Annotated in this window: 17 protein-coding genes and 1 tRNA gene; 9 read left to right on the plus strand and 9 right to left on the minus strand. The window is 72.4% G+C overall.

The window, feature by feature from the left end; all coding sequences use genetic code 11:
- Window positions 1-153 precede the first annotated feature (153 nt).
- Window positions 154-2,907 carry a pyruvate dehydrogenase (acetyl-transferring), homodimeric type gene (gene aceE, locus ACFT5B_RS18485; RefSeq protein ID WP_386800648.1) on the minus strand — a complete coding sequence of 918 codons (2,754 nt, stop codon included), beginning with the start codon at window positions 2,905-2,907 and terminating at the stop codon, window positions 154-156.
- Between the two features lie 431 nt (window positions 2,908-3,338).
- Here aceE and ACFT5B_RS18490 point away from each other — a divergent pair, with 431 nt between their 5' ends.
- From ACFT5B_RS18490 to ACFT5B_RS18500, 3 genes are all read left to right on the plus strand, one after another.
- Window positions 3,339-3,752 carry a DUF3052 domain-containing protein gene (locus tag ACFT5B_RS18490; protein WP_386800649.1) on the plus strand — a complete coding sequence of 138 codons (414 nt, stop codon included), beginning with the start codon at window positions 3,339-3,341 and terminating at the stop codon, window positions 3,750-3,752.
- Window positions 3,753-3,787: 35 nt separating this feature from the next.
- Entirely contained in the window at window positions 3,788-4,255 is a 468-nt protein-coding gene (locus tag ACFT5B_RS18495; RefSeq protein ID WP_386800650.1) for a peroxiredoxin, read from the plus strand.
- 88 nt (window positions 4,256-4,343) lie between these two features.
- The gene (locus ACFT5B_RS18500) at window positions 4,344-4,817 is read left to right on the plus strand and encodes a hypothetical protein (RefSeq protein ID WP_386800651.1); all 474 of its coding nucleotides are present in this window, start codon (window positions 4,344-4,346) and stop codon (window positions 4,815-4,817) included.
- A 94-nt stretch (window positions 4,818-4,911) separates the two neighbouring features.
- Here ACFT5B_RS18500 and ACFT5B_RS18505 read toward each other — a convergent pair whose 3' ends face one another.
- Genes ACFT5B_RS18505 through ACFT5B_RS18515 form a run of 3 tightly spaced genes read right to left on the minus strand, consistent with a single transcriptional unit; the run spans window position 4,912 to window position 10,127 of the window.
- Window positions 4,912-7,734 (minus strand): alkaline phosphatase family protein, encoded by a 2,823-nt coding sequence (locus tag ACFT5B_RS18505; RefSeq protein ID WP_386800652.1) that lies wholly within the window; start codon window positions 7,732-7,734, stop codon window positions 4,912-4,914.
- A 3-nt stretch (window positions 7,735-7,737) separates the two neighbouring features.
- Window positions 7,738-9,114, minus strand: coding sequence for an ABC transporter permease (locus ACFT5B_RS18510; protein ID WP_386800653.1), 1,377 nt, complete (start codon window positions 9,112-9,114; stop codon window positions 7,738-7,740).
- Window positions 9,111-10,127, minus strand: coding sequence for an ABC transporter ATP-binding protein (locus ACFT5B_RS18515; protein WP_386800654.1), 1,017 nt, complete (start codon window positions 10,125-10,127; stop codon window positions 9,111-9,113). Before ACFT5B_RS18515 ends, ACFT5B_RS18510 begins: the two co-directional genes overlap by 4 nt.
- Before the next feature lie 203 nt (window positions 10,128-10,330).
- On the opposite strand from ACFT5B_RS18515, the gene ACFT5B_RS18520 reads away from it, so the two are divergent.
- From ACFT5B_RS18520 to ACFT5B_RS18540, 5 genes are all read left to right on the plus strand, one after another.
- Window positions 10,331-10,404, plus strand: a tRNA-Val gene (locus ACFT5B_RS18520).
- A gap of 44 nt (window positions 10,405-10,448) precedes the next feature.
- A complete protein-coding gene (locus ACFT5B_RS18525; RefSeq protein WP_386800655.1) occupies window positions 10,449-10,988 on the plus strand; it encodes a putative immunity protein in 540 nt (179 codons plus the stop codon).
- 76 nt (window positions 10,989-11,064) lie between these two features.
- The gene (locus tag ACFT5B_RS18530; protein WP_386800656.1) at window positions 11,065-11,952 is read left to right on the plus strand and encodes a hypothetical protein; all 888 of its coding nucleotides are present in this window, start codon (window positions 11,065-11,067) and stop codon (window positions 11,950-11,952) included.
- Window positions 11,953-12,013: 61 nt separating this feature from the next.
- Window positions 12,014-13,393, plus strand: coding sequence for a glutamate decarboxylase (locus tag ACFT5B_RS18535; protein ID WP_386800657.1), 1,380 nt, complete (start codon window positions 12,014-12,016; stop codon window positions 13,391-13,393).
- A 129-nt stretch (window positions 13,394-13,522) separates the two neighbouring features.
- A complete protein-coding gene (locus ACFT5B_RS18540) occupies window positions 13,523-17,152 on the plus strand; it encodes a discoidin domain-containing protein (RefSeq protein ID WP_386800658.1) in 3,630 nt (1,209 codons plus the stop codon).
- A gap of 3 nt (window positions 17,153-17,155) precedes the next feature.
- Here ACFT5B_RS18540 and ACFT5B_RS18545 read toward each other — a convergent pair whose 3' ends face one another.
- From ACFT5B_RS18545 to ACFT5B_RS18565, 5 genes are all read right to left on the minus strand, one after another.
- A complete protein-coding gene (locus ACFT5B_RS18545) occupies window positions 17,156-17,491 on the minus strand; it encodes an EthD family reductase (protein ID WP_386800659.1) in 336 nt (111 codons plus the stop codon).
- A 45-nt stretch (window positions 17,492-17,536) separates the two neighbouring features.
- Window positions 17,537-17,782 carry a helix-turn-helix domain-containing protein gene (locus ACFT5B_RS18550; protein ID WP_386800660.1) on the minus strand — a complete coding sequence of 82 codons (246 nt, stop codon included), beginning with the start codon at window positions 17,780-17,782 and terminating at the stop codon, window positions 17,537-17,539.
- Window positions 17,782-18,480, minus strand: a complete 699-nt coding sequence (locus ACFT5B_RS18555) for a DUF2975 domain-containing protein (protein WP_386800661.1) — start codon at window positions 18,478-18,480, stop codon at window positions 17,782-17,784. Before ACFT5B_RS18555 ends, ACFT5B_RS18550 begins: the two co-directional genes overlap by 1 nt.
- A 77-nt stretch (window positions 18,481-18,557) precedes the next feature.
- Window positions 18,558-19,226, minus strand: a complete 669-nt coding sequence (locus ACFT5B_RS18560; RefSeq protein WP_386800662.1) for a response regulator — start codon at window positions 19,224-19,226, stop codon at window positions 18,558-18,560.
- Window positions 19,223-20,404, minus strand: coding sequence for a sensor histidine kinase (locus ACFT5B_RS18565; RefSeq protein WP_386800663.1), 1,182 nt, complete (start codon window positions 20,402-20,404; stop codon window positions 19,223-19,225). Before ACFT5B_RS18565 ends, ACFT5B_RS18560 begins: the two co-directional genes overlap by 4 nt.
- Before the next feature lie 201 nt (window positions 20,405-20,605).
- Here ACFT5B_RS18565 and ACFT5B_RS18570 point away from each other — a divergent pair, with 201 nt between their 5' ends.
- Complete coding sequence (locus ACFT5B_RS18570; RefSeq protein WP_386800664.1) at window positions 20,606-22,825, plus strand: MMPL family transporter; 2,220 nt, start codon at window positions 20,606-20,608, stop codon at window positions 22,823-22,825.
- The last annotated feature ends 54 nt before the right edge of the window (window positions 22,826-22,879 follow it).

Below are 22,879 nucleotides of genomic sequence, written 5' to 3' on the forward strand. Positions count from 1 at the left end.
GCCCCGCGCGGAGCGCGGGCCCGGCCCCCGCCCGCCCCCCCCCCGGGGCCCGCCCCCCCCCCACACCGGCCGGGGGCCCCGCCCCCCCCCGCGGCGGGGCCCCGATCCCGTGGTCGGCGCGACAGGGTGCGCGCGGGGCTCGCGGAGGAGCGGTCAGCTCTCTCCGCCCGCGTTGCCGGACGTGCCGGCGGTGACGTCGTGGAGCTGGTACTTCTCGATCGCCTTGGCGACCAGGCCGGCGTCGACCTCGCCGCGGCGGGCGAGCTCGGACAGCGTCCGGACGACGACGGACGGGCCGTCGATCTTGAAGTACCGGCGGGCGGCGGCGCGGGTGTCCGAGAAGCCGAAGCCGTCGGCACCGAGCACCGCGTAGTCGCCGGGGACCCAGGCGCGGATCTGGTCGGGGACCATGTGGTCGTAGTCGCTCGTCGCGACGAACGGCCCGGGCGCGCCCTGGAGCTTCTGCGTCACGTAGGGCACGCGGCGCTCGCTCGACGGGTCGAGGAAGGCCTGCTGGTCGGCGTCGAGCGCGTCGCGGCGCAGCTCCGTCCAGCTCGTCACGGACCAGACGTCCGCGTGGACGCCCCAGTCCTCGCGCAGGAGCTCCTGCGCCTCGAGCGCCCACGGCACACCCACGCCGGAGGCGAGCAGCTGGGCCCGCACTGCGCCGTCGGGCACGTCGGTCGCGGGGGCGACGCGGTGGATGCCGCGCAGGATGCCCTCGACGTCGACGTCCTCGGGCTCGGCCGGCTGGACCATCGGCTCGTTGTAGACCGTCAGGTAGTACATGACGTTCTGGTCGCGGCCGTCGGTGCCGTCGCCGTACATGCGCTCGATGCCGTCGCGCACGATGTGGCGGATCTCGTAGCCGTACGCCGGGTCGTAGCTGACCATCGCGCGGTTGGTGGCCGCGATGATCGGCGAGTGCCCGTCGGCGTGCTGCAGCCCCTCGCCGGTCAGCGTGGTGCGGCCCGCGGTCGCACCCACGATGAAGCCGCGGGTGAGCTGGTCGCCCGCCGCCCAGAACTGGTCGCCGGTGCGCTGGAAGCCGAACATCGAGTAGAAGATGTAGACCGGCACGAGCGTCTCGCCGTGCGTCGCGTACGACGTGCCCACGGCCTGGAACGCCGACGCCGACCCGGCCTCGTTGATGCCCGTGTGGAGCACCTGGCCCTGCTCGGACTCCTTGTAGCTCAGCATGAGGTCACGGTCGACCGCGAGATAGTGCTGGCCCTGGGTGTTGAAGATCTTCGCGGTCGGGAAGATCGCGTCCAGACCGAAGGTGCGGGCCTCGTCCGGGATGATCGGCACGATGCGCTTGCCGATCTCCTTGTCCTTGATGAGGTCCTTCAGCAGACGGACGAACGCCATCGTCGAGGCGACCTCCTGGTGGCCGGAGCCACGCTTGAGACCCTCGTACGCCTTCTCGTCCGGGAGCGTGAGCTCCTGGGTCTTGCCGCGGCGCTCCGGGACGAACCCGCCGAGCTTGCTGCGCCGGTCGAGCATGTACTTGATCTCCGGCGATTCCATCCCCGGGTGGTAGTACGGCGGCTCGTACGGGTTGGCCTCGAGCTCGGCGTCCGTGATCGGGATGTGCAGCGAGTCGCGCAGGGCCTTGAGGTCCTCGAGCCCGACCTTCTTCATCTGGTGCGTGGCGTTGCGGCCCGCGAACTTCGGGCCGAGCTGGTAGCCCTTGACCGTGTGGGCGATGATCACGGTCGGCTGCCCGGTGTGCTCGGCGGCGGCCGCGTAGGCCGCGTACAGCTTGCGGTAGTCGTGGCCGCCGCGCTTCATGGCCCAGATCTCGTCGTCGGTCATGTTCTGGACGAGCGCCTTGGTGCGCGGGTCGCGCCCGAAGAAGTGCTCGCGGATGAACGCGCCGGACTCCGCGCGGTACGTCTGGTAGTCGCCGTCGGGCGTCTCGTTCATGAGGTGGACGAGCGCGCGGTCCTTGTCGGCGTTGAGCAGGGCGTCCCACTCGCGGCCCCAGATGACCTTGATGACGTTCCAGCCGGCGCCGCGGAAGAACGCCTCGAGCTCCTGGATGATCTTGCCGTTGCCGCGGACCGGGCCGTCGAGGCGCTGCAGGTTCGCGTTGACGACGAACGTCAGGTTGTCGAGCTGCTGCTGCGCCGCGAGCTGGAGCATGCCGCGCGACTCGGGCTCGTCCATCTCGCCGTCGCCCAGGAACGCCCAGACGTGCTGCTGGCTCGTGTCCTTGATGCCGCGCAGGTCGAGGTACTTGTTGACCCACGCCTGGTAGATCGCCGACGACGGGCCGAGGCCCATGGAGACGGTCGGGAACTCCCAGAAGTCCGGCATGAGGCGCGGGTGCGGGTACGACGGCAGGCCGCCGCCCGGGTGGGAGTGCTCCTGGCGGAAGCCGTCGAGCTGCTCGGCCGACAGGCGGCCCTCGAGGAACGCGCGCGCGTAGACGCCGGGGGAGGCGTGGCCCTGGAAGTAGACCTGGTCGCCGCCGCCCGGGTGGTCCTTGCCGCGGAAGAAGTGGTTGAGGCCGACCTCGTACAGCGTCGCGACCGACGCGTAGGACGAGATGTGCCCGCCGACGCCGAGCCCGGCGCGCTGCGCGCGCGTCACCATGACGGCGGCGTTCCAGCGGACCCAGCCGCGGTAGCGGCGCTCGACGGCCTCGTCGCCCGGGAAGTACGGCTCCTCGTGCACGCCGATCGTGTTGACGTACGGCGTCGTCAGCGTGGACGGGATGGCGACGTTGCGCTCCCGGGCCCGCTTGAGGAGGTTGAGCATGATGTAGCGCGCACGCGGACCGCCGCGGTCGTCGATCAGGCCGTCCAGGGCCTCGACCCACTCGTCCGTCTCGGCGGGGTCGATGTCCGGCACCTGGCTGAGCAGACCGTTGATCAGCGGGCGTGTCTCGTCGGAAGCCACTGAAAACCTCACATCGGTTCGTGAGCGCGGCGGGGATCGGGTGACCCCGGGTTGCTCGTGCGGATGGGCTGTCACGGGCACGACGCCGCGCGCACGTCCGCCAGGTCGTGACGGTCGTGTGAGCAGCGGGTGCAGTTTCCCCTCATTCTGTCGCTCGGGGACGGGCCGCGTCGAACCGGTCCGACTGGCGGGCGGGCCTCCCGACGTGGCCGGACGGCGCCCGGGCGCCGTCGTCGGGACGGGTGAACGAGCCTCTCCGCGGCGCCGGATGCGTGGTGGAGGCGCACGTCCTGGGCTACGTTGTGCCCAGCGGCGGTCATCGCGCCGCCGTGGTACGACGGAACCGACAGGGCCGGCACACGTCAGGCCGAGGGCTGACAACGTGTGCAGCGTCACGTCGGTCGAGGCACGGACAGAGAGGATCGTCGCGAGTGGTTGCGTCTTCGGACCCGGTGTCCGCGGAGCGCCTGGGCTTCCAGCCCGGGCAGGTCGTGCAGGAGTTCGGCTGGGGGGACGACTCGGACGAGGACCTGCGCCTCGCGGTCGAGGAGATCACGGGCACCGACCTGGTCGACGAGGACTTCGACGACGTCACGGACGGCGTCGTGGCCTGGTGGCGGGACGGTGACGGCGACCTCACGGACCTGCTCGTCGACGTCCAGACGGTGCTCGACGACGGCGGCGTGATCTGGCTGCTGACGCCCAAGCCCGGGCGGGACGGGCACGCGAGCCACTCCGAGATCCAGGAGGCCGCGACGACGGCCGGCCTGCACGCGATGTCGACGCTCGCGATCGCGCCGGACTGGTCGGCGACGCAGCTCTCGCACCGCGGTCGCGGCCGCTGACCTCGCCGCCCTGGTCCGCGGGGCAGGATGGGGGCATGACGTACGACGCGATCGTCCGGGTCGGCGACCCGGCCCCCGACTTCACGCTCCCCGACACGCAGGGCACGCCCGTGCACCTGGCCGACCTGCGCGGCAAGCCGGTGCTGCTCGTCTTCTACCCGTTCGCGTTCTCGGGGACGTGCACCGGGGAGCTGTGCGAGCTGCGCGACAACATCGCCCAGTTCGACCGCGCCGACGTGACCCTGCTCGGGATCTCGTGCGACCCCATGTTCACGCTCCGGGCCTTCCGCGAGCAGGAGGGCTACGGGTTCGAGCTGCTCTCGGACTTCTGGCCGCACGGCGAGGTCGCCTCGCGCTACGGCGTGTTCGACGACGCGCGCGGGCTCGCGGTGCGCGGCAGCTTCCTGCTCGACGCAGACGGCGTCGTGCGCTGGACCGTCGTCAACCAGCCCGGGGAGCGACGGGACCTCGAGGGCTACATGGAGGCGTTGGCGCGCCTGTGACGCGGTGTGGCACGCTGCGGTGCGTGCAGGGAAGGAACGGGACGGACCACCGGTTTCCGGGCGGACGCCACGAAGGGACGGGACGTCGATGAGGCGCTGGGTCGTGCGGGTCGGGACCGCGTTCGTGTTCAACGTGCTCGTGCTGCTGGTGATCCTGTGGCTCGTGCCGGCCGTGCACGGCGTCTGGTCCGTGCTGTGGGCGTCGCTCGTGTTCACCGTCGCGACGTTGTTCCTCAAGCCGTTCTTCCACCGCGTGCTCCTCAGCGAGGGCGAGCGTCTGCGCGACACCCGTGCCGCGTGGTTCAAGGGCAAGCTGCTCACCTACGGCGTGAGCTACGTCGTCGCGCTGATCATCTGGATCCTGACCGTCGTGTTCTCCGGGATCCACGTCTCGGGGTTCCTCGTGGGCTGGCTGGTGCCGCCGCTGATCGTGCTGCTCGGCTGGATCGTCTACGACCAGCTCGACGACGCCCTCGAGCGCAAGGCCGGCGAGCTGTACGACGCGGCGGAGCACAAGATGCGGGGCAACGAGCCTCCCGCACCGCCGTCGCCGCACGCCTGAGCAGGGACGTCCCCGGGAACGCCGAGAGCGGCCCGCCGGTGGGTCCGGCGGGCCGCTCCCTCGGTGATGCCCCGGGTCGTGCTACCTGGCTACGTCAGTCCTGGTCGGCGCTCGGGATGTACCCGCCGGGAACCTCGTCCGGCGTGTAGATCGTCGCGTCGCCCGGGTACGGCGTCTGCCACTGGTGCGTCTGGTACCACGTGTACCGGTTCATGAGCTCCGGGTTGGCGTAGTCGGCCTTCGCCCCGTTGCCCGTGAAGTACTGCTGCTTGCTCCACGCGGTCCAGGCGGCGGCGACGTCCTTCTCCGCCGCCGGGACCACGGTCTTCTGCGCCTGCTCGGCGGCCAGCTTCGTGGCCGCCGAACCCGTCAGGCCCAGGGTGTCCGCACCGCACGACGGCAGGGTCTTGACGCCCTCGGTGAGCGGCACCTGGTTCGGCACCGCGTCGAAGGGCCGGTCGTCCGGAGTCTGGGCGAACGCGTCGAACATGGGCGTGGCCGCGGCGACCTTCTGGTTGAGGGGCTGCGCGCCGAGGATCTGCTCGATGGTGCGGACGAGGTTGATCTGCGAGTAGTACGTGCTGACGGTCGTGCCGTGCTGGGCCCAGGGGGAGATGAGCTGGACCGGCGCGCGGTGGCCGTCGACGTGGTCGGCACCCGCCTGGCTGTCGTCCTCGACCACGACGACCAGCGAGTCCTTCCAGTACTTGCTGTGCGAGATCGTGTCCACGACCTTCCCGACCGCGACGTCACCGTCGGCGACCTGCGCCTCGGGGTCCGCCGTGCCACCGGTGTGGTCGCTCGAGAACCACATCATGTTGAGGTTCGCGGGACCGTTCTTCTCGAAGTCCTGCTTCCACACCTGGTAGCGGTAGATGTCGGGGACGGCCGTGTCGAACGACGGCGACTGGTGGTCGCTGATCGCGTCGAGCGACGGGATCACCGAACCGTTGTTCCACGCGATCGACGAGTCGAAGAGCTGCGCCGGGTCGCCGCCGTTCTCGACGTCGGTCGCGGCGCAGTAGTACTGCTGCCACGTGGCGCCTGCCGGCTTGCCCTCGGTGTACTCGAACTCGCCGTAGTTGCGGGCGGTCTTGCCCGCCTGCTGGACGGCGGTCCACAGGAAGCCCGAGCTCTGGTGACCGAGCACGTCCTCCTCGGTGTCGTAGGACCGCGTGTACTCGCCGGCGCTCGACTCCGTGTACTCCGGGTTGTCACCCTGCATGAGCCAGTTGTGACCCTCGGCGGAGTTCGTGCCGACGTCGTACGTGTTGTCGTAGAGGCCGAACTGGGTCGCGAGGGCGTGCTGGTTGGGCGTGACCTTCGCGCCGAACTGCGCCAGCGACGCGTCGCCGTCGCCCTGAGGCATGTCGCCGTAGACCTGGTCGTACGTGCGGTTCTCCTTGACGATCATGAACACGTGCTTGATCGTCGACGGGTCGCCGATCTTCGCGGGGACGGGCACAGCCTTCTTGTGCTCGCCGGACGCGCCGCCGGCCTCCTTCACGTCGTTCTTGCCCCAGCCGTTCTGGGCGAAGACGGTCGACGTCTGCTTCGCGATCTGCAGGTCGGTCGGCAGCGTGAACTTCGTGAGGGACGCGGTCGTGCCGTGCGTCCCGTGGCCGGTGGCCGGGCTCGTGCCCTGGCCCTCGTTGAACGTCAGGAGCGGGCCCCGCGCGTCGATGCCGCGCGTGTTCGTGACCACGACCTGCGACCCGACGGCCGCGACGTTCGACGGGTAGTAGTCCGTCGGGAGGAGGCCGACGTAGCTCACCGGCTCCTGGGGGCTGCCCGCGTACCGGTAGACGGCGACGGCGTTCGCGCGGCCGAGCGTCACCAGCAGGCGGTCGTCCTGCGTGAGCGTGACGTCGGTCGGCGAGTAGCCCGTGCTCGAGCCCGACCAGGGCTGCGTCGCGATCGTCTGCACGACCTTGTCGTTCTTGGTCGAGACGACCGACACCGTCGAGCTGTTGGTGTTCGTGACGAACAGCGCGCCCTTGGCGACCAGCAGCGAGGTCGGGTGGAGGCCCACGTCGATCGAGCCGACCGCGGCCGTGGGCCGCGCCGTGTCGATCACGCTCACGGTGCCCGTCGTCGACGTGCCGCGGAACGTGTCCGCGACGACGTCCGAGCCGTAGGACGTCATCGTCGTGTCGCCCGGCCGCGCCCGGCGTCCGCCCTCGTCCGACACGTAGAGCTTGTCGCCGACGAACGCGAGCTCGCGCGGTGCGATCCCCACGTCCCAGCTGTGGAGGATGGCGCCGCTCGTCGGGTCGATGGCGACGACGCGGTTCTGGCCGTTGACGGCCACGTAGAGCGTCGAGCCGTCCGGCGAGTACGTCGACTGCGCGGTGAGGGCCGCGTGGCCGCCGACGGCCGGGATGGAGACCGTCGTCCCCGCCCCGAGGGTGCCGTCGGCCTGGACCGGGAACCGGGTCAGGCCGCCGGACTGGGGGAGCCAGAGGAACGTGCCGTCGGGCGAGTACGTCGGGCCCTCCTGGCCCACCGTGACGTCCGAGACCGTCTGGCTGACGCCCGTGGCCTTGCCCACGGACCAGATCTCCTTGTAGGAGGCCAGGTCGAAGATCTGCAGCGCGACCGAGCGGTCGGTGCTGGTGGCCGCGAGGTAGCGGCCGTCCGGGCTCACAGTCGAGCCCATGAACTTGCCGGTCTGCGTGACCAGGCGGTCGCCGATCGGCTTGATCACCTGGTTGTCGGAGACCTGGAGCCCGTCGGCGTACTCGGTGCCCACCTGGTGGTCACCGAACGAGACGGTGGTGCCGTAGGCGGTGGCCGTGGTGCCGGCGAGCGCGACCGCTGCCGTGCCGGCCGCGGCGAGGCGGATCCGGCGGGTGGTGGCCGTCTTCAGGTGCTGTGATCGTGCTGGCTTGACGCGTCGTACGCGTGTGACCTGCATGTCTCATCCCTTCGATGATGTGGTCAGCAGGTCGACGTTGCCGTCGAACTGCCACAGGGGATTGGGGGCATCACCTGTCTGGGTCCGGACGACGAAGTACCCGTTGACCTCCTTGGGTCCGTCGCCGTCCGCGACGTACCGCCCGTCGGCGGTGACGTCGAGCTGGTAGATGGCGGAGCCCGGGGTGCCCGAGCCGGGGACGTGCCACGTGACGACACACCTCCAGTCGTTCCCGGGTCCCTCGTCCTCGACGAGGGAGCCGCCCTTGTCGCAGTCGGCGCTCGCGCCGAGCTGCGCCTCGGTGTAGACGGGCCGGTTGAGCTCGGCCGCCTGCGTCCGGTAGAGGTGCGCGAACGACGTCGCGAGGTTGGCCTCGAGCTTGTCCTGCGTGACCCCCGTGCCCGACGCCGGCGTGGCGACCGCGATCACGCCCGCCGTCAGCGCGGCGAGCCCGACGAGGGGGAGCGAGGCCACGAGCGTGCGCCGGCCTGCGCCGTCGTACGCGAGATCGGTGAAGTCGCGCCGCACGAACACCGCGTAGGCGAGCGCGGTGGCCACGACGGCCCACGACAGGCTGACCGCGACGCTGAGCAGCAGCGGGCCGGCCTGGACGGGGTCGGTGAACAGCCCGCGCCACGTGAGGAACGTGTTGCCCGGCAGCGCGAGGCGGACGGCCTCCGGCAGCGGGAGCATCTCGAGGAGGTTCAGGACGATCGCGAGCACCGCCGGGACGAGCAGGCCCATGGGCGAGCGTCCGAGGACGACCGACCCGAGGAGGCCGACGCCCGCGAACGCGAGGGTCGGCGCGAGGACGGAGAGCCACGCGAGGAGGACGGCGCCGGCCGCGCCGCCGCTCGCGAGCGTGTGCCCGTCGAGCCCGACGAGCGGGTGGTTCCCCACGGCGAGCAGGCCGCCCGCGATGCTCGACGCCGCGAGCCCCGCGACCATGACGACGATCACCGTGAGGCTCGCGAGCACCTTCGCGACGAAGATGCGGCGCGGTGAGCGGACCGCCATGAGGAGGTGGCGCCACGTGCCCAGGCGGTCCTCGGAGGCGAAGACGTCGCCCGCGACGAGCGAGGTGAGGAGCGGGAGCACCCACGAGCAGCTGAAGCCGAGGACGACGAGGCTCCCCGCCCAGCCGGTCGCGAGCAGCCACCGGCCGAAGACGGTGTCGGTGGGCAGCGTCGTCTGCTGGCTCACGACGGCCACGAAGAGGCCGGGGCCGATCCAGCAGGCCAGGGCCGCGAGACGGATGCGCCACTGCGACACGAGCTTGGTGAGCTCGAAGCGGTAGCCGTAGCGCAGACGGGCGGGCGCGGCGGCCGGGCGGGCCCGGGGCGGCGCGTCGGTCGCGGGCGGGGCGACGGTCGTGGTCATCGGGCGGCCTCCTCGGCGGTGACGGATGTGGCGGGCGTGTCGACGCCCGTCTCGGGCGCGTCGTCGGCCTCGGGTTCGTCGGTGCCGGTCAGCGCGAGGAACGCGGCTTCGAGCGGCGGCACGACGGGGCCCAGCTCGCGCACCGCGACGCCGGCGCCGACGAGGCGGAAGACCAGGTCGTCGACGGCGGGGACGGCGCCGCGGACCACGAGCGCGTCCGGGTCCGCCCGCAGCGCGGGGGTGCGACCCGGCCCGTCGAGCCGGAGCCCTGGCGTCTCGCCCGCGATGCGCCGCGCCGTCTCGCCGTCGGACGTGACGACCCGGTAGGCGAGGTCGCCCGACTCGGTGGCGAGCTTGCTGGTCGGCCCCGAGAACACCACGCGGCCGAGGTTGAGGATCGTGACCTCGTGGCACAGGGCCGCGAGGTCGTCCATGCGGTGGCTCGAGAGGACGACGGCGGTGCCGTTCGCGGCGACGTCCGTCAGCACGCGATGGACCTGGCGCTTGCCCGCGGGGTCGAGCCCGTTGGCGGGCTCGTCGAGCACGAGGAGCCGCGGCTCCGTGAGCAGCGCGGCGGCCAGGCCGAGGCGCTGCCGCATACCGAGGGAGAACCCCCGCAACCGGTCGTCGGCGACGTCGGTGAGGCCGACCTGGTGGAGCGCGTCGTCGACCTCGGACGCGCGGCGCTTCCCGTCGCCTCGCAGCGACAGGAGTGCCGCGAGGTTCTGGCGCGCGGTGAGCCCGGGATAGAGGCCGGGGCCGTCGACGAACCCGGCGACGCCGTCGGGCACACCGAGGACCCCACCGACGGCGGCGCCGAGGATCTCCAGCGAGCCCTCGTCGGCGACGGCGAGGCCGAGCAGGAGACCGAGGAGCGTCGTCTTGCCCGCGCCGTTGGGCCCGACGAGCCCGTGGACCTGACCTGCGGGGACGTCCAGGTCGACGCCCCCGAGGGCGATCACCTCGCCGAAAGACTTGGTGAGGCCTCTGGCACGTACTGCTGAGCTCGTCATCAAGGGATCCTCTGCGTCGCCGGGGAAAGTAGACCTCCGGCAACATAGATGCCCCGTGGGGCATTGATGGCGACTGGTACCGTAATTTCCGGTTAACGGACCATGGCCGTTCTCCACCGCCGACATGGCCCGGGGGCGGCGCGGGGTGCGGGCCCGTTCGGTCCCGGCGAGGGTCGGACGGTACGCTGTCCCACGCCGTTCCGGGGCCTGTAGCTCAGCTGGTTAGAGCGCCACGCTTACACCGTGGAAGTCGGGGGTTCGAGTCCCTCCGGGCCCACCTCGTGACCCGTGCCCACGTCGTCGCCGTGCCAGGGTGGGTGCGTGTCTTCCCCGCAGGCGCTCACCGAGACCGACCGTCGCCTCCTCGCACCGTGGGCGGCCGACTGCGCCGAGCGCGTGCTGCCCCTGTTCGAGGCCGAGGCCCCCGACGACGACCGCGCCCGCGACGGCATCGCCCGGGCGCGGGCGTTCGGTCGAGGAGAGCGCGACACCGCTGAGGAGATCCGCCGACGGTTCGTCGCCGGACGTGCGGCGAGGTCGGCGACGAGTCCCGCGGCCGTCGCCGCGGCTCGAGCAGCCGGGCAGGCCTCGGGCGTCGCGCACATGGGCGCGCACGCGCTCGGGGCGGCCGCCTACGCGGCGAAGGCGGCGTCGCTCGCGTCTTCGGACCCGGAGGCCGCGCGCCTGGACGAGGTGAGCTGGCAGCTGGGCCACCTGTCCGAGGGTGCGCTCGCCGCGCTGCGGCTCCTCCCGCGGCTCGGGGAGGATCCGTCGGGGCCTCTCGGGTCGGGCTTGCTCGCCTCAGGCGTGCTCGCCACGACGATCCGGGAGATCCAGGCCGCGCTCGCCGTCTCCCGCTGACGTCGACGAGCAGCACCGGTCGCGCCCGGTCCCGGAGGCCCTGCGCGACAGGGCGCCGGCTGCTACGTTCCGAGGCGTGGCGACCGACGCTCGGCACGGCCTGAGGATCACTCGACCTGCACGGTGGGTCGTGGGGCGGGTCGAGCGCTCGGGCGGCCTCGTCACCCGGGTCACGTGGCACCTCGTCGACGGCTCGACCGTCCGCTGGGCGTCCCGCGCGGCCAGGCGGCGCGGCCAGGTCGAGGTGCGGGACCCGGCGGGCATCACCACGAGGGTCGTCCGCGCCGAGCGCGGCACCGCCGCCCGGCTCGCCCGGACGAACCTCGCGGCGGGCCTCGCCTTCGTCGTCGGGGGCGCGTTGTTCGCGTTCGGGCCGGTTCTCGCCGAGGCCGGTGTGGGGAGCGTCCACGGCGTCGACACCGTCTACCTCGTCGGTGGGCTGTTCTTCAGCACCGGGGGGTACGCCTCGGTGCTCCAGGCCTCGAACGCGCCGACCGACATCGACGAGCGTGGGACGCTGAGCCGGGCCGCGTGGACCTGGTGGGCCTGGCGGCCCCACCAGATCGGCTGGCTCAGCGTCGCGATCCTGTTCGCGGGCACCCTGTTCTTCGGGGTGAGCCTCGTCGCCGCGTACGCGTCCGACCTCACCGCCCGCCAGTCGGACGGGTGGATCTGGCTCCCGGACATGGTCGGCTGCGTGTGCTTCCTCGTCTCGGGGCACCTCGCGCTGCTCGAGGTGTGCCACGGTCGGATCGGCGTCCTGCCGCGCGACCTCGGCTGGTGGGTCGTGGCGGTCAACCAGCTCGGCTCGGTGCTGTTCTTCCTCGCGGGGGTCGCGGCGTTCGTCCGGCCCGCGACGTCGACGGAGATCAACCTCGGGCTGGTGGACTGGGGAACGTTCGCCGGCGCCGTCTGCTTCGTGGCGGGCGGCGCGCTGCAGCTCGGCGAGCGGCCGGGTGCCTGACGTCGGGTGAACCGTCGTCCCGGGCTCGCTGGTAGGCACGGGCGGTGCTTCACTCGAGATCATGGCGAAGACTCCCGGGCGGGACCAGTCTGAGGCCGCCCTCTACGGCAACCGCTTCCTCACGGAAGAGGTCCCCTCGACCGTGTTCCCCGCCATCGGGGCGAGTCCCACCGACACGTTGCGGCTCGTCGGCGAGGACATGGCGCTCGAGGGCGACCCGATGCGCAACCTCGCGACCTTCGTCACGACGTGGATGGAGCCCGAGGCCCAGCGGATCATCGCCGAGAACCTGCACCGCAACTTCATCGACCACGCCGAGTACCCCATCTCGGCGGAGATCGAGCGGCGATGCGTGCGGATGCTCGCCGACCTGTTCCACGCTCCCGGCGAGACGACCGGCTGTCGGACGCAGGGGTCGTCCGAGGCGATCATGCTCGGCGCGCTGTCCCTCAAGTGGAAGTGGAAGGGGCGGCAGAAGGCCGCCGGCAAGCCCGTCGACAACCCGAACCTTGTCTTCGGCGGCGACGTGCACGTCGTCTGGGACAAGTTCTGCCGCTACTTCGACGTCGAGCCGCGCGTGATACCGCTCGCGCCGGGCAAGTACACGATCGGGCCCGACGACGTCGCCCCCTACCTCGACGAGAACACGATCGGCGTCGCGGCCGTGCTCGGCACGACGTTCACCGGGCACATGGACGACGTCGTCGGCATCAACCGGCTCCTGCTCGACGTGAAGCGCGAGCGCGGGCTCGACATCCCGATCCACGTCGACGGGGCGAGCGGCGGGTTCGTGTGGCCGTTCCTCTACCCCGACACGGAGTGGGACTTCCGGCTCGAGCAGGTGCGGTCGATCAACGTCTCCGGGCACAAGTACGGCCTCGTGTACCCGGGCATCGGCTGGCTGGTCTTCCGGGAGGAGGCCGACCTCGCCCAGGACCTCGTGTTCTACGAGAACTACCTCGGCAAGACGGACGCGACGTTCACGCTCAACTTCTCGACCGGCGCCGCGATGGTCCTGGCGCAGTACTACAACTTCGTCCGGCTCGGCCGCGAGGGCTACACGTACGTGATGACGCAGATGAAGGACAACGCCCGGGTCCTCGCGGACAACCTGCGGGCGACAGGGCGGTTCGAGGTGATCGGGGAGGACGCCGAGCAGCTGCCCCTGGTCGCCTTCCGGCTCCTCGACCACTCCTCGTACGACGAGTCGGACATCGCGTGGCAGCTCTCGGCGGAGCGCGGCTGGATGCTGCCCGCCTACACGCTGCCCCCGAACGCGCAGGACGTGAAGATCCTCCGGGCGCTGGTCAAGGAGACGATGGGCCGCGGGCTGGTCGACCGGCTGACGGAGGACATCGTCGAGGCCTGCAAGACGCTCGACCTCAAGGGCGGCGCGCACCCGAAAGAGCGCGCGCAGGTCAAGTCCGGCACCGGGTACTGACGGGTCCTCGCCGCCCAGGCCCGGGCGGCGAAAGGGCGGCTTGTGGTGGGGGACGGTGCTCGTCTACGCTGCACGACAGCGCTGTCATAGGCGCGGTGTGCAAGGACGCACTGTGAAAGGAACTTCCCCATGAGCCGGCTCCTCTCTGCCGTCGTGACCGCCGCCACCTCCGCGGCGCTCGTCGTGACGGCCGCCGTCGCCCCGCCGGTGGCGTCCGCCGCCGACGACGCCCCGGGCTACGGCGCCCCCGACGCCATCGCGGCCGACTACTATGCAGCCCTCCTGCGGCACACCCGCTGGGTCGAGACCGTGTGGGACCCGTCGTCGGGCGCCTACCTGCTCAAGGACTTCGACTTCGCGGTCGTCCTCGGCAACGCGGTCCTGCTGACGCACGGCGACTACGACGCCGAGCTCGCGGGCGTGAGCAAGGACGTCCTGCGCGCGCACACGCTCGCGACGATCAAGAAGTTCGCGGCCGACAACCGGCTCGTGCGAGCGAACGGCACCTGGGGCAAGACCATGTTCTGGGACTCGACGTTCGAGTCCTACTTCCTCGACGCGGGCCGGCTGCTGTGGGACGAGCTCGACCCGGTCACGCAGGCCAACCTCACGACCATCGCCACGGGCCAGGCGGCGTACACCGCGAGCCTCGACTTCGGCCACGACCCGTTGTCGGGCAGCTGGGACGCCCGCTGGCCCGACGGCGCCTACCAGGGTGACACCGCGCTCGAGGAGTCCGGCGTCTACACGCAGTCCCTCGCGCCCGGCCTGGCCTGGGCTCCGGACGACCCGGCGGCGGCCACGTGGTCTGACCAGCTCAACGCCTGGGCGCGGAACGCCGCCGGCCAGCCGACGGCCGACCGCAACAACCCGGCCGTCGTGGGTGGCGCGCCGATCTCCAGCAACACCATGCACAACATCAGCGACACGTACCTCGTGGAGAACCACGGCTCGTACGAGCCGCACTACCAGTCGGACATCTGGCGGTCGGGCGGGCGGAACGCGATCCAGTTCCTGCTCAACGGGCAGCCGCTGCCCGAGGTCCTGATGCACCAGCCCAACTCCGCGGAGCTGTGGGACTCGCTCCAGCTCGACATGTCGGCGCAGGGCGAGCCCTTCATGCCCATGAAGGACGACCGCGAGTTCCTCTACGGCCGCGACGTGATCCCGCTGGCGTTCGTCGGGCAGGTGCTGCGCCGCCCCGAGGCCGTGACCGCGGAGGCCCGCATGGCGTCGGGGCTCGCCGCCTACCAGTCGTACGCGCCCGTGTACCGGCTCGCGAAGTTCTCCGGCGAGCCGAAGTACGAGCCCGAGGCGCGCGCCGAGATCGCGATCTCCTACCTGCTGCACGTCTACGCCGACTCCTCGGCGCAGGGGCCCGTGAAGCCGCTGACGGACGCGCAGGCGTTCGCCGCGACGGCCGGCGTCCGCGACTACGGCGCGGACGCGGGCATCGTCATGCAGCAGTCGGCGACGGCGTGGGCGTCCGCGGTGAGCAAGCCCGGGTACGTGAAGTTCCCCTGGGTGCCGGGCCACGACTCGTGGCTGTTCCAGCTCTCGGGGTCGTCGCCGTACCTGTACCCGTCGACGGGTGCGAAGGTCGGGTCCCGCGACGTCACCACCTACACCGCGCCGCGCGACGGCTTCGACGGCACGGCGTCGGTCTTCCAGGTCGGCTCGGGTTACGCCGGCCAGGCGACGCTGCCGACCGGTGCGGCGGTCTACGCGTCGACCGGCGCGGGCCGCGACGACGGCATCGTGAACGTGCGCAACCTCGACATGGGCGGCGCGTTCGGCCTCGACGGCGACCGCACGTACACCACGGCCGAGGGCTCGACCGACGTCGCGCCGCGGCCGACGATCCCGGCTGACCCCGCGGACGCCAAGGCCGCCCGGGTCGACGACGTCACCTTCGACGCCCCGACGTCCGCGCGCTACGTCCGCGTGCTCGGTCAGCAGGGGAACGCGACGTACGGCTACTCGGTCTACTCGCTGCACGCCTACGGCCCCGCGGACGGCCAGGCCGCGCCGCAGGACCTGGCCGCGGGGAAGCCCGCGACGGCGTCGAGCGAGGACACCGCGAACCACCGCGTCGCGGCTGCGGCCACGGACGACGACCCCGCGACCCGCTGGGCCGTCGCGGTCTCCGAGCGCACTCGCGCCGACTCGTGGCTCCAGGTGGACCTGGGTGCGAGGACCGAGCTCGACTCGGTGCGCGTGGCCTGGGAGTCGGCTGCCGGCCTGCGGTACCTCGTCCAGGTGTCGGACGACGGCCAGACCTGGCGCACCGCCGGCGCGTACGGGAAGGCGCCCGCGGACGTGAACGTCGCCCGCCTCGACACGGTCGATCTGACCCCGCCCGGGCAGAAGGACCCGGCAGCCGTCACCGCGCGGTACGTCCGCATGCAGGGCGTCCGTGGCGACGCACAGTACGGCTACTCGCTCTATCACTTCCGCGCGTTCCGGCCCGACGGCACGGACGCCGCCGCGGGGCACCCCGCGGCCGCGTCGAGCGCCGACCCGTCGCTGCCGGCGAGCGCCGTCACGGACGGCAGCCCGACGACGCGCTGGGCCGTGTCGAAGGACCAGCGGACCCGGTCCGACTCGTGGATCCAGGTCGACCTCGGCGCTCCGACGTCCGTGAGCCAGGTCCAGCTCGGGTGGGAGGCCGCGGCCGGTGACGAGTACGTCGTGCAGACGTCTCTCGACGGCGTGACCTGGCAGGACGTCGCGCGGCACGAGGAGACCGGCGACCGTGTCGTCCGGTCCGACGGCGGCTGGATCTCGGTCGACGACGAGGGCGGCTTCGTGGTCCGTGGCACCGACGCGCCGATCACCGTGACGCGCGCGAGCGACACCCAGCAGGTCATCCGCCTCGCCGACGGCGGTCAGGGCTCCCGGCTCGTCGAGATGGTCCCCGGCGACGCTGCGGCCACCGCCGCCCAGGCGGCCCGCCCGGAGCCGACGACGTCGGACCCGAGCACGCTCGCGGCGCTCGTCGACGGCTACCTCGTGGTCTTCAACCTCTCGGGCGACGCGGTGACCACGCAGGTCACCGTCCCGCACGACGGCGGCGCGGTGCCGCTGTTCGCCGGCACCCAGCGGGTGGGCGCGCATGCGTCCGTGCTGGACGTGACGCTGCGCCCGGGGTCGGCCGAGGTGCTCGCGCCGCGCGCGACCGCCGTCACGCCCGGCAAGGGCAGCGCTCCGGCGGGCCTCACCGCCGACGTGCGGGACGCGCGGACGATCGCCGTCTCGTCCGACGGCACGGCGCGGTCGGTGCTGCTGCGCAACCTCGAGACGGGGGAGGTGCAGGGTCAGGGCCTGCCCCCGACGGGCAAGGTCCAGACGGTCGTCACGGAGGACGCCCACCCGTACCCGGTCGCCGACCTCGCGCTCAGCCGCGAGACCTTCCCGGCGTCCGTGCTGCCCGCGGGCATGACCGACCCGGCTCGCGCCGTCGACGGCGACCCTGGCACGTCCTGGGTCCCCGGGCCCGGCGGGCGGATGGTCGTCGACCTCGGCAAGGCCGCCGCGATCGGCCGCGTCGGGCTGGCATGGGACGGCGCCGCCGTCCCCGGTGCGACCGTGTCGGTGAGCGACGACGGACTCTCGTTCCGCGACGTCGGCACCGTCGGTGCGGGCGAGCGCGACGGCTCCGCGGACGTCTTCGCCACCGCCCGCTACGTCGCCGTGACCACGACGTGGAAGGCGGGTGACGCCGGCCTCGCAGCGCTCACGGTCGGCCCGCAGGGCTGAGGTTCAGGCGTCGTCGAGGCGGAGCGCCACCCCGCTGAACGTCGCGTAGGGAGCGAGGTTCGTGGCGGCGTCGTCGGCGATGCGCCGGCCGATCTCCGAGCCCAGCGCGGCCTCGAGCGACGCCATGTCGTCCCAGTCCATCGACACGACGAGGTACGGCGGCTCGCCGATCACGGGGGTCGGCTCGTGGCTGAGCGTCAGCCGCCGCAGCCCGGGGTACTGCCGTGCCAGCGGGACGTGCACGTCCTGGTAGTGGCGCTCGAACGCCTCGACGTCCGACGGCGTGCCGTACGTGACGACGAATCGTGCCTGCGGCGGGGCGGGGGTGTCCGTGGGCATGGGCGGGGCTCCTGTCCGGATACGCGGGAACGCGACACCGGAACGCTACTGGGCGTCGTCGTCCTCCGTCGCGGCCTCGACCTCGAGGAGCTCCGCGACAGCGCACCCCAGCGCGTCGCAGATCGCGGTGAGGGTGGAGAACCGGATCGCGCGCGCCCGGCCGTTCTTGAGCACCGAGAGGTTGACGACGCTCAGCCCGACGCGCTCGGACAGCTCGACGAGCGTCATGTCGCGCTCGGCCAGCAGCCGGTCGAGGTGGACGACGACCCGGTGCGGTGCGTCGTCCGCCATCAGACGAGCCCGTCCACCTCGGCGCGCAGCCGCACGCCCTGGCGGAAGACCTCAGCGAGCAGGAGCACGAGAGCGCCGATCCACAGCGGGGCCACCGCGAAGGTGAACGGCGCCTGGACGATGCCGGCAGCCGCCGAGCGTGCGATGCCGAACCTCTCGAGTGCGAACGTCCCGAGCTGGACGACGCTGCCGCCGACGGCGACGAGCAGCCCGATCGCCGCGACCCGGCGGGGGTTGGCGGGGTCGAAGGCATCGCCGCGCGCGACGTCCCGCACGATCCGGTACAGCAGGCCGAGGACGCCGAGCGCCAGGGCGGCCCACCCGAGCGGCGGGAGGCTGAACATCGCCCGGGTGCTCCCCTCGGTGCCCCAGAAGGTGAGGCGCATCGGGTCGCCGATGGCGAGCTCGACGGGCGGCAGGCCCGTGGCTGCGTCTCGGGTCCCGTCGGACGTGTCCGTCCACGGGAAGATCACGGGCATGCCGGAGTCGGGGTCGGCGGGGTCGAAGCCGTTGGCGGCCACGCGCTCCCTGAACCCGGTGTCACGCTCCACGACGAGACTCGGCACCGGCCGGTTCTGGAGGTAGGGCAGGTTCGTGTCCGGTGCGGCCACGGCAGGGACGACGTCGACCAGCAGCACCCACAGGGCCGCAAGACCGAGGGTGACGTACAGGGCTCGCACGCACAGCTTCGTCGCCATCGATGGCTCCCTCTCGATCGTCGTCGCGCCGCGACGCAGCATCGCACAACGACAATCGATATGTCGAGAGGGCGTCCTCAGCGGGAGCCCGGAGTCACGAGCCCGTTCTCGTACGCGGCGATCACGAGCTGCGCGCGGTCGTGCGCGCCGAGCTTGGTCATGATCCGCCCGACGTGCGTCTTCGCGGTGTGCGGCGAGATCACGAGGGCGTCGGCGATCTCGCCGTTGGACCGTCCCGAGCCCACGAGGGTGAGGACCTCGACCTCGCGCTCGGTGAGGTCGCCGAGGTCCGGGGGAGGCGCGGCGGTGCCGGGCGCGCCGGTGCGGACGTACCGGTCGATGAGGCCCCGTGTGGCCGTCGGGGACAGCAGGGCGTCGCCCGCGTGGACGGCGCGGATGGCGGCGAGGATGTCGTCCGGCTCGGCGCCCTTGCCGATGAAGCCGCTCGCACCCGCCCGCAGCGCGCCGACGACGTAGTGGTCCTCCTCGAACGTCGTGAGCACGAGGACGCGCACGGCGGCGAGCGCGGCGTCGGCGCAGATCGCCGCCGTCGCGGCGATGCCGTCCGTGCCCGGCATCCGGATGTCCATGAGGACGACGTCGGGACGCAGGGCACGGGTCAGCTCGACCGCGCGCCGCCCGTCCGCGGCCTCGCCGGCGAGCGCGAGGCCGTCCGCGTGCGCGACGAGGTCGGCGACGGCCTGCCGGACGAGGGACTGGTCGTCGACCACGAGCACGGAGATCATCGGGTTCCTCCGCTCGCCGGGACAGGGTGCGGGGCGGCTCCCGCCGGGACCGCGGGCAGGTCGGCGACGAGGAGCCAGGTGCCGTGCGTCGTCGGGCCGTAGGACAGGGCACCGCGCACCGAGTCGATGCGTTCCCGCATGCCCGCGAGCCCGTAGCCCGTCGCGACGTCGGAGCCGGTGGCGGCCGGGGCGGACGCCGGGTTCTCGACCGCGATCGTGACCCGTTCGGGGGTGTACCCGATCGTGACGTCGGCGCGGTGGCCGGAGCCGTGCTTGTGCACGTTCGTGAGCGCCTCCTGGACCGTGCGGAGCGCGACGACGTCGACCGCCGCGGGCAGCTCGCGTGGCGGCCCCTCCGTCCGCAGCCGCACCTCGAGCCCGTGCACCGTGAACTCACGGACGGCGTCGTCGAGGAGGCCGAGGCCGGGCGGCTCGGTGTCGAGCGCCTGCGGGTCGCGGAGGGTCGAGAGCAGGTCGCCGATCTCCGTCAGGACCGTCCGGGACGCCGCCCGGATCGTCGCGAGCGACTGCTCCGCGTCGTCGGGACGGGTCCGCATCGCGGACGACGCACGGCCCGCGTGCAGGTTGATGACGGCGATCTGGTGGGCGACGGCGTCGTGCAGGTCGCGCGCGATCGCGAGGCGGTCCTCGGCCACGCGCTGCCGGGCGAGGGCGTCCCGCGTCCGCTCGGCGCGTTCGGCGCGCTCCTCGATCGTCCGGACGTTCGCCCGCTGGCTCCGGATCGCGTCGCCGATCGCCCCGCCGAGCAGGACGACGAGCTCGAACTGCGCCCCACCCTGGCCCGCGACGAGCCCCGCGGTCCACAGGGCCACGGCCGTCACGGCCGTGGCGAGGACCGCCTGCCGCCGGGACCGCTCGACCGCGACCCCGTACGTGGCCACGGCGGCCGCGAGCGCGAGCCCTGGCCCGAACGCGTCGAGGCCTACCGCGACCCAGGCGAGCGCGACCGTGCCCGCGAGCACCGGGACAGCCCAGCGGCGGCGGAACAGCAGCAGGACGGCGGCGAGCACGTTGACGGCGAAGACCTGGGAGTCCCACGCGGGGACGACGCCGTCGGTCGGGAGCCGCCCCGAGATCGCGACGAGCCCCGACGCGAGGACGTCGGCGCCGCGCCGACGCGCGGCAAACCATCGGGGGTCGGCGGGGTTCAGGACCATCGGCGGGCAGGGCTCCTCGGTTCGGCTCTCTCCAAGGATCGCCTATCGCCACGCTTCGCTCGTCCTCCGGGCGACGTACCGGCGTACCCCCGTGGGGGTACGCACGATGCCCACCCAGGGGGGATTCGCGACGGCGGCGAGTCCGTGACGATGGCGGGGAGGCGCCGCCCGCGCCGTCGCACCGACCCGAGGAGATCCATCGTGACCCCCGTTGAGCCTGTCGTGACCGTGCCGCCCGACGCCCCGCCGTCCGGACGGCACGAGCGGGGCGCGTTCGCGCGGCTCGGCCGCGGCGTCGCCCGTCGACCCTGGTGGGTGGTCGCCGTCTGGGCGGTGCTCGCCGTCGTCGTCGTGGCGTTCGCCCCCGCCGCGAAGACCACCACCGACCAGGCGGACTTCCTGCCCCACAGCTACGACTCGGTGCAGGCCGGGGAGCTCATGTCCTCGGCGTTCCCCCAGGAGCAGACCTCGGGCGCGACGATCGTCTTCGACCGCGCGGACGGCAGGCCGCTCACGGACGACGACGTCGCGACCATCGGACGGATCGCGTCGGGACTCGACCTGGGGACGGTGTTCACCGAGGCGGGCAAGCCGCAGGTCTCGCCCACCAAGGAGGCGGCGATCGTCGACCTGGGCCTCGCCGACGGGGCCGACGCCTACGGCGCGGACGCCACCGACCAGCTGAAGGACGTGCGCAGCCAGCTCTCGTCCGCGGTCGACGGGACCGGGCTCGAGGAGGGCGTGACCGGGACCGTCGCGCAGAACGTCGACGACGCCGCGTCCGGGCAGAGCGCCGAGGCGATCGTCATGCTCGCGACGCTCGTGCTCATCATCGTGCTGCTCGGGTTCATCTTCCGCAGCGTCCTCGTCGCGCTGATGCCGATCGTCGTCGTGGGGGTCGTCGCGCTGGTCGCGAACGGCCTGATCGCCTTCGCGTCCGAGTGGTTCGGGCTGAGCAACGACAGCTCGACCGGCGTCATCCTCATCGTCGTGCTCTTCGGGATCGGCACCGACTACATCCTGTTCTTCCTGTTCCGCTACCGGGAGCGGCGCCGTCTCGGGGAGGACCACCGGACCGCCGTCGCGCACGCGCTGAGCCGGGCCGGGGAGCCCATCGCGTCGGCGGGCGCCGTCGTCCTCGTGGCGTTCCTCACGCTGGTGCTGTCGTCGCTCGGGATCTTCCGCGCGATCGGCCCGTCGCTCGCGATCGCGGTCGGGGTGACGCTGCTGGCGGCGCTCACGCTGGTGCCCGCGGTGGTCACGCTGCTCGGCAGGGCGCTCTTCTGGCCGTCGAAGACCATCACCCGCGAGCCGAAGCCCACGCGGTTCGCGGCGATCGGCCGCGCCGTGGGCCGTCATCCCGGGCGGTGGGCCGTGGCGTCCGGCGGCGTGCTCGTGATCCTCTCGGTGTTCGCGCTCGGGTTCAGCCCGACGTTCGACCTCTCGTCCTCGGGCTCGTCGTCGACCACGGAGTCCGCGCAGGCGACCGCACGGATGGAGGCCAAGGGCTTCAGCGCAGGCGCGACCGACCCGACGCCCGTCGTCCTGCACGCCGCCGACGGGAAGGCGCTCACCGAGGACGAGGTGGCGAAGTTCGCGGACGCCCTCGCGAAGACCGACGGCGTCGGGCAGGTGAGCGGGCAGCTGCTCTCGCAGGCGGACCCGAGCACCGCGGTCGTCATGGTCGCGCTCACGGCCGGACCGACGACCGACGCCGCCCAGGCGATCGTCAAGGACGACCTGCGACCCGCGGCCGACGCTGCCGCGCCCGACGGCGCCACGGCGTACGTCGGCGGGACGGCGGCGGTGTTCGTGGACTTCAAGTCCGCGATGAACCGCGACTACGCGGTCGTGTTCCCGGTGGCCGCGGCGATCATCCTGATCATCCTCATGCTGGTGCTGCGCAGCCTCGTCGCGCCCTGGTACCTCATGCTGTCCGTGGGCCTCGGGTTCACGGCGACGCTCGGCGCGACCGTGGTGGTCTTCCAGCACCTCAAGGGCGACTCGGGCCTGATCTTCCTGCTGCCGATCTACATCTACCTGTTCGTCGTGGCGCTCGGCACCGACTACAACATCCTCATGGTCACGCGCCTGCGTGAGGAGGCGCGGGCCGGCAAGACCCCGCGCGAGGCGGCCGCCGAGGCGATCAAGCACGCGGGCCCGACGATCGGCGCCGCCGGCATGATCCTCGCCGGCACGTTCGCCTCGCTCATGCTCGCGGGCAACTCCCTCATGACCAGCATGGGGTTCGCGATCGCGTTCGGCATCGTGATCGCCGCGTTCGTGATGTCGCTGGTCTTCACGCCGGCGCTGACCGCGCTCGTCGGGCACAAGGCGTGGTGGCCGGGGCACGGGGACGAGCCGACCCGCGCCGGTGAGGCGCCGGAAGCCCAGAAGGAAGCGGTGCTGGCCGACGCCTGACGACCCTCGGACCCGTGAGTGCGGAGTCTTGGTGCGACACGCCCGGCGTGTCGC

This window comes from Luteimicrobium sp. NPDC057192 (assembly GCF_042670205.1).
GTDB lineage: Bacteria > Actinomycetota > Actinomycetes > Actinomycetales > Cellulomonadaceae > Luteimicrobium.

Excerpts from the sequence above, each read along its gene's own strand:
- ACFT5B_RS18495 (WP_386800650.1), top strand. The coding sequence starts at position 3,788 with ATGACGTACGACGCGATCGTCCGGGTCGGCGACCCGGCCCCCGACTTC.
- ACFT5B_RS18500 (WP_386800651.1), top strand. The coding sequence starts at position 4,344 with ATGAGGCGCTGGGTCGTGCGGGTCGGGACCGCGTTCGTGTTCAACGTG.
- ACFT5B_RS18505 (WP_386800652.1), bottom strand. The coding sequence starts at position 7,734 with ATGCAGGTCACACGCGTACGACGCGTCAAGCCAGCACGATCACAGCAC.
- ACFT5B_RS18510 (WP_386800653.1), bottom strand. The coding sequence starts at position 9,114 with ATGACCACGACCGTCGCCCCGCCCGCGACCGACGCGCCGCCCCGGGCC.
- ACFT5B_RS18515 (WP_386800654.1), bottom strand. The coding sequence starts at position 10,127 with ATGACGAGCTCAGCAGTACGTGCCAGAGGCCTCACCAAGTCTTTCGGC.
- ACFT5B_RS18535 (WP_386800657.1), top strand. The coding sequence starts at position 12,014 with ATGGCGAAGACTCCCGGGCGGGACCAGTCTGAGGCCGCCCTCTACGGC.
- ACFT5B_RS18540 (WP_386800658.1), top strand. The coding sequence starts at position 13,523 with ATGAGCCGGCTCCTCTCTGCCGTCGTGACCGCCGCCACCTCCGCGGCG.
- ACFT5B_RS18545 (WP_386800659.1), bottom strand. The coding sequence starts at position 17,491 with ATGCCCACGGACACCCCCGCCCCGCCGCAGGCACGATTCGTCGTCACG.
- ACFT5B_RS18550 (WP_386800660.1), bottom strand. The coding sequence starts at position 17,782 with ATGGCGGACGACGCACCGCACCGGGTCGTCGTCCACCTCGACCGGCTG.
- ACFT5B_RS18555 (WP_386800661.1), bottom strand. The coding sequence starts at position 18,480 with ATGGCGACGAAGCTGTGCGTGCGAGCCCTGTACGTCACCCTCGGTCTT.
- ACFT5B_RS18560 (WP_386800662.1), bottom strand. The coding sequence starts at position 19,226 with ATGATCTCCGTGCTCGTGGTCGACGACCAGTCCCTCGTCCGGCAGGCC.
- ACFT5B_RS18565 (WP_386800663.1), bottom strand. The coding sequence starts at position 20,404 with ATGGTCCTGAACCCCGCCGACCCCCGATGGTTTGCCGCGCGTCGGCGC.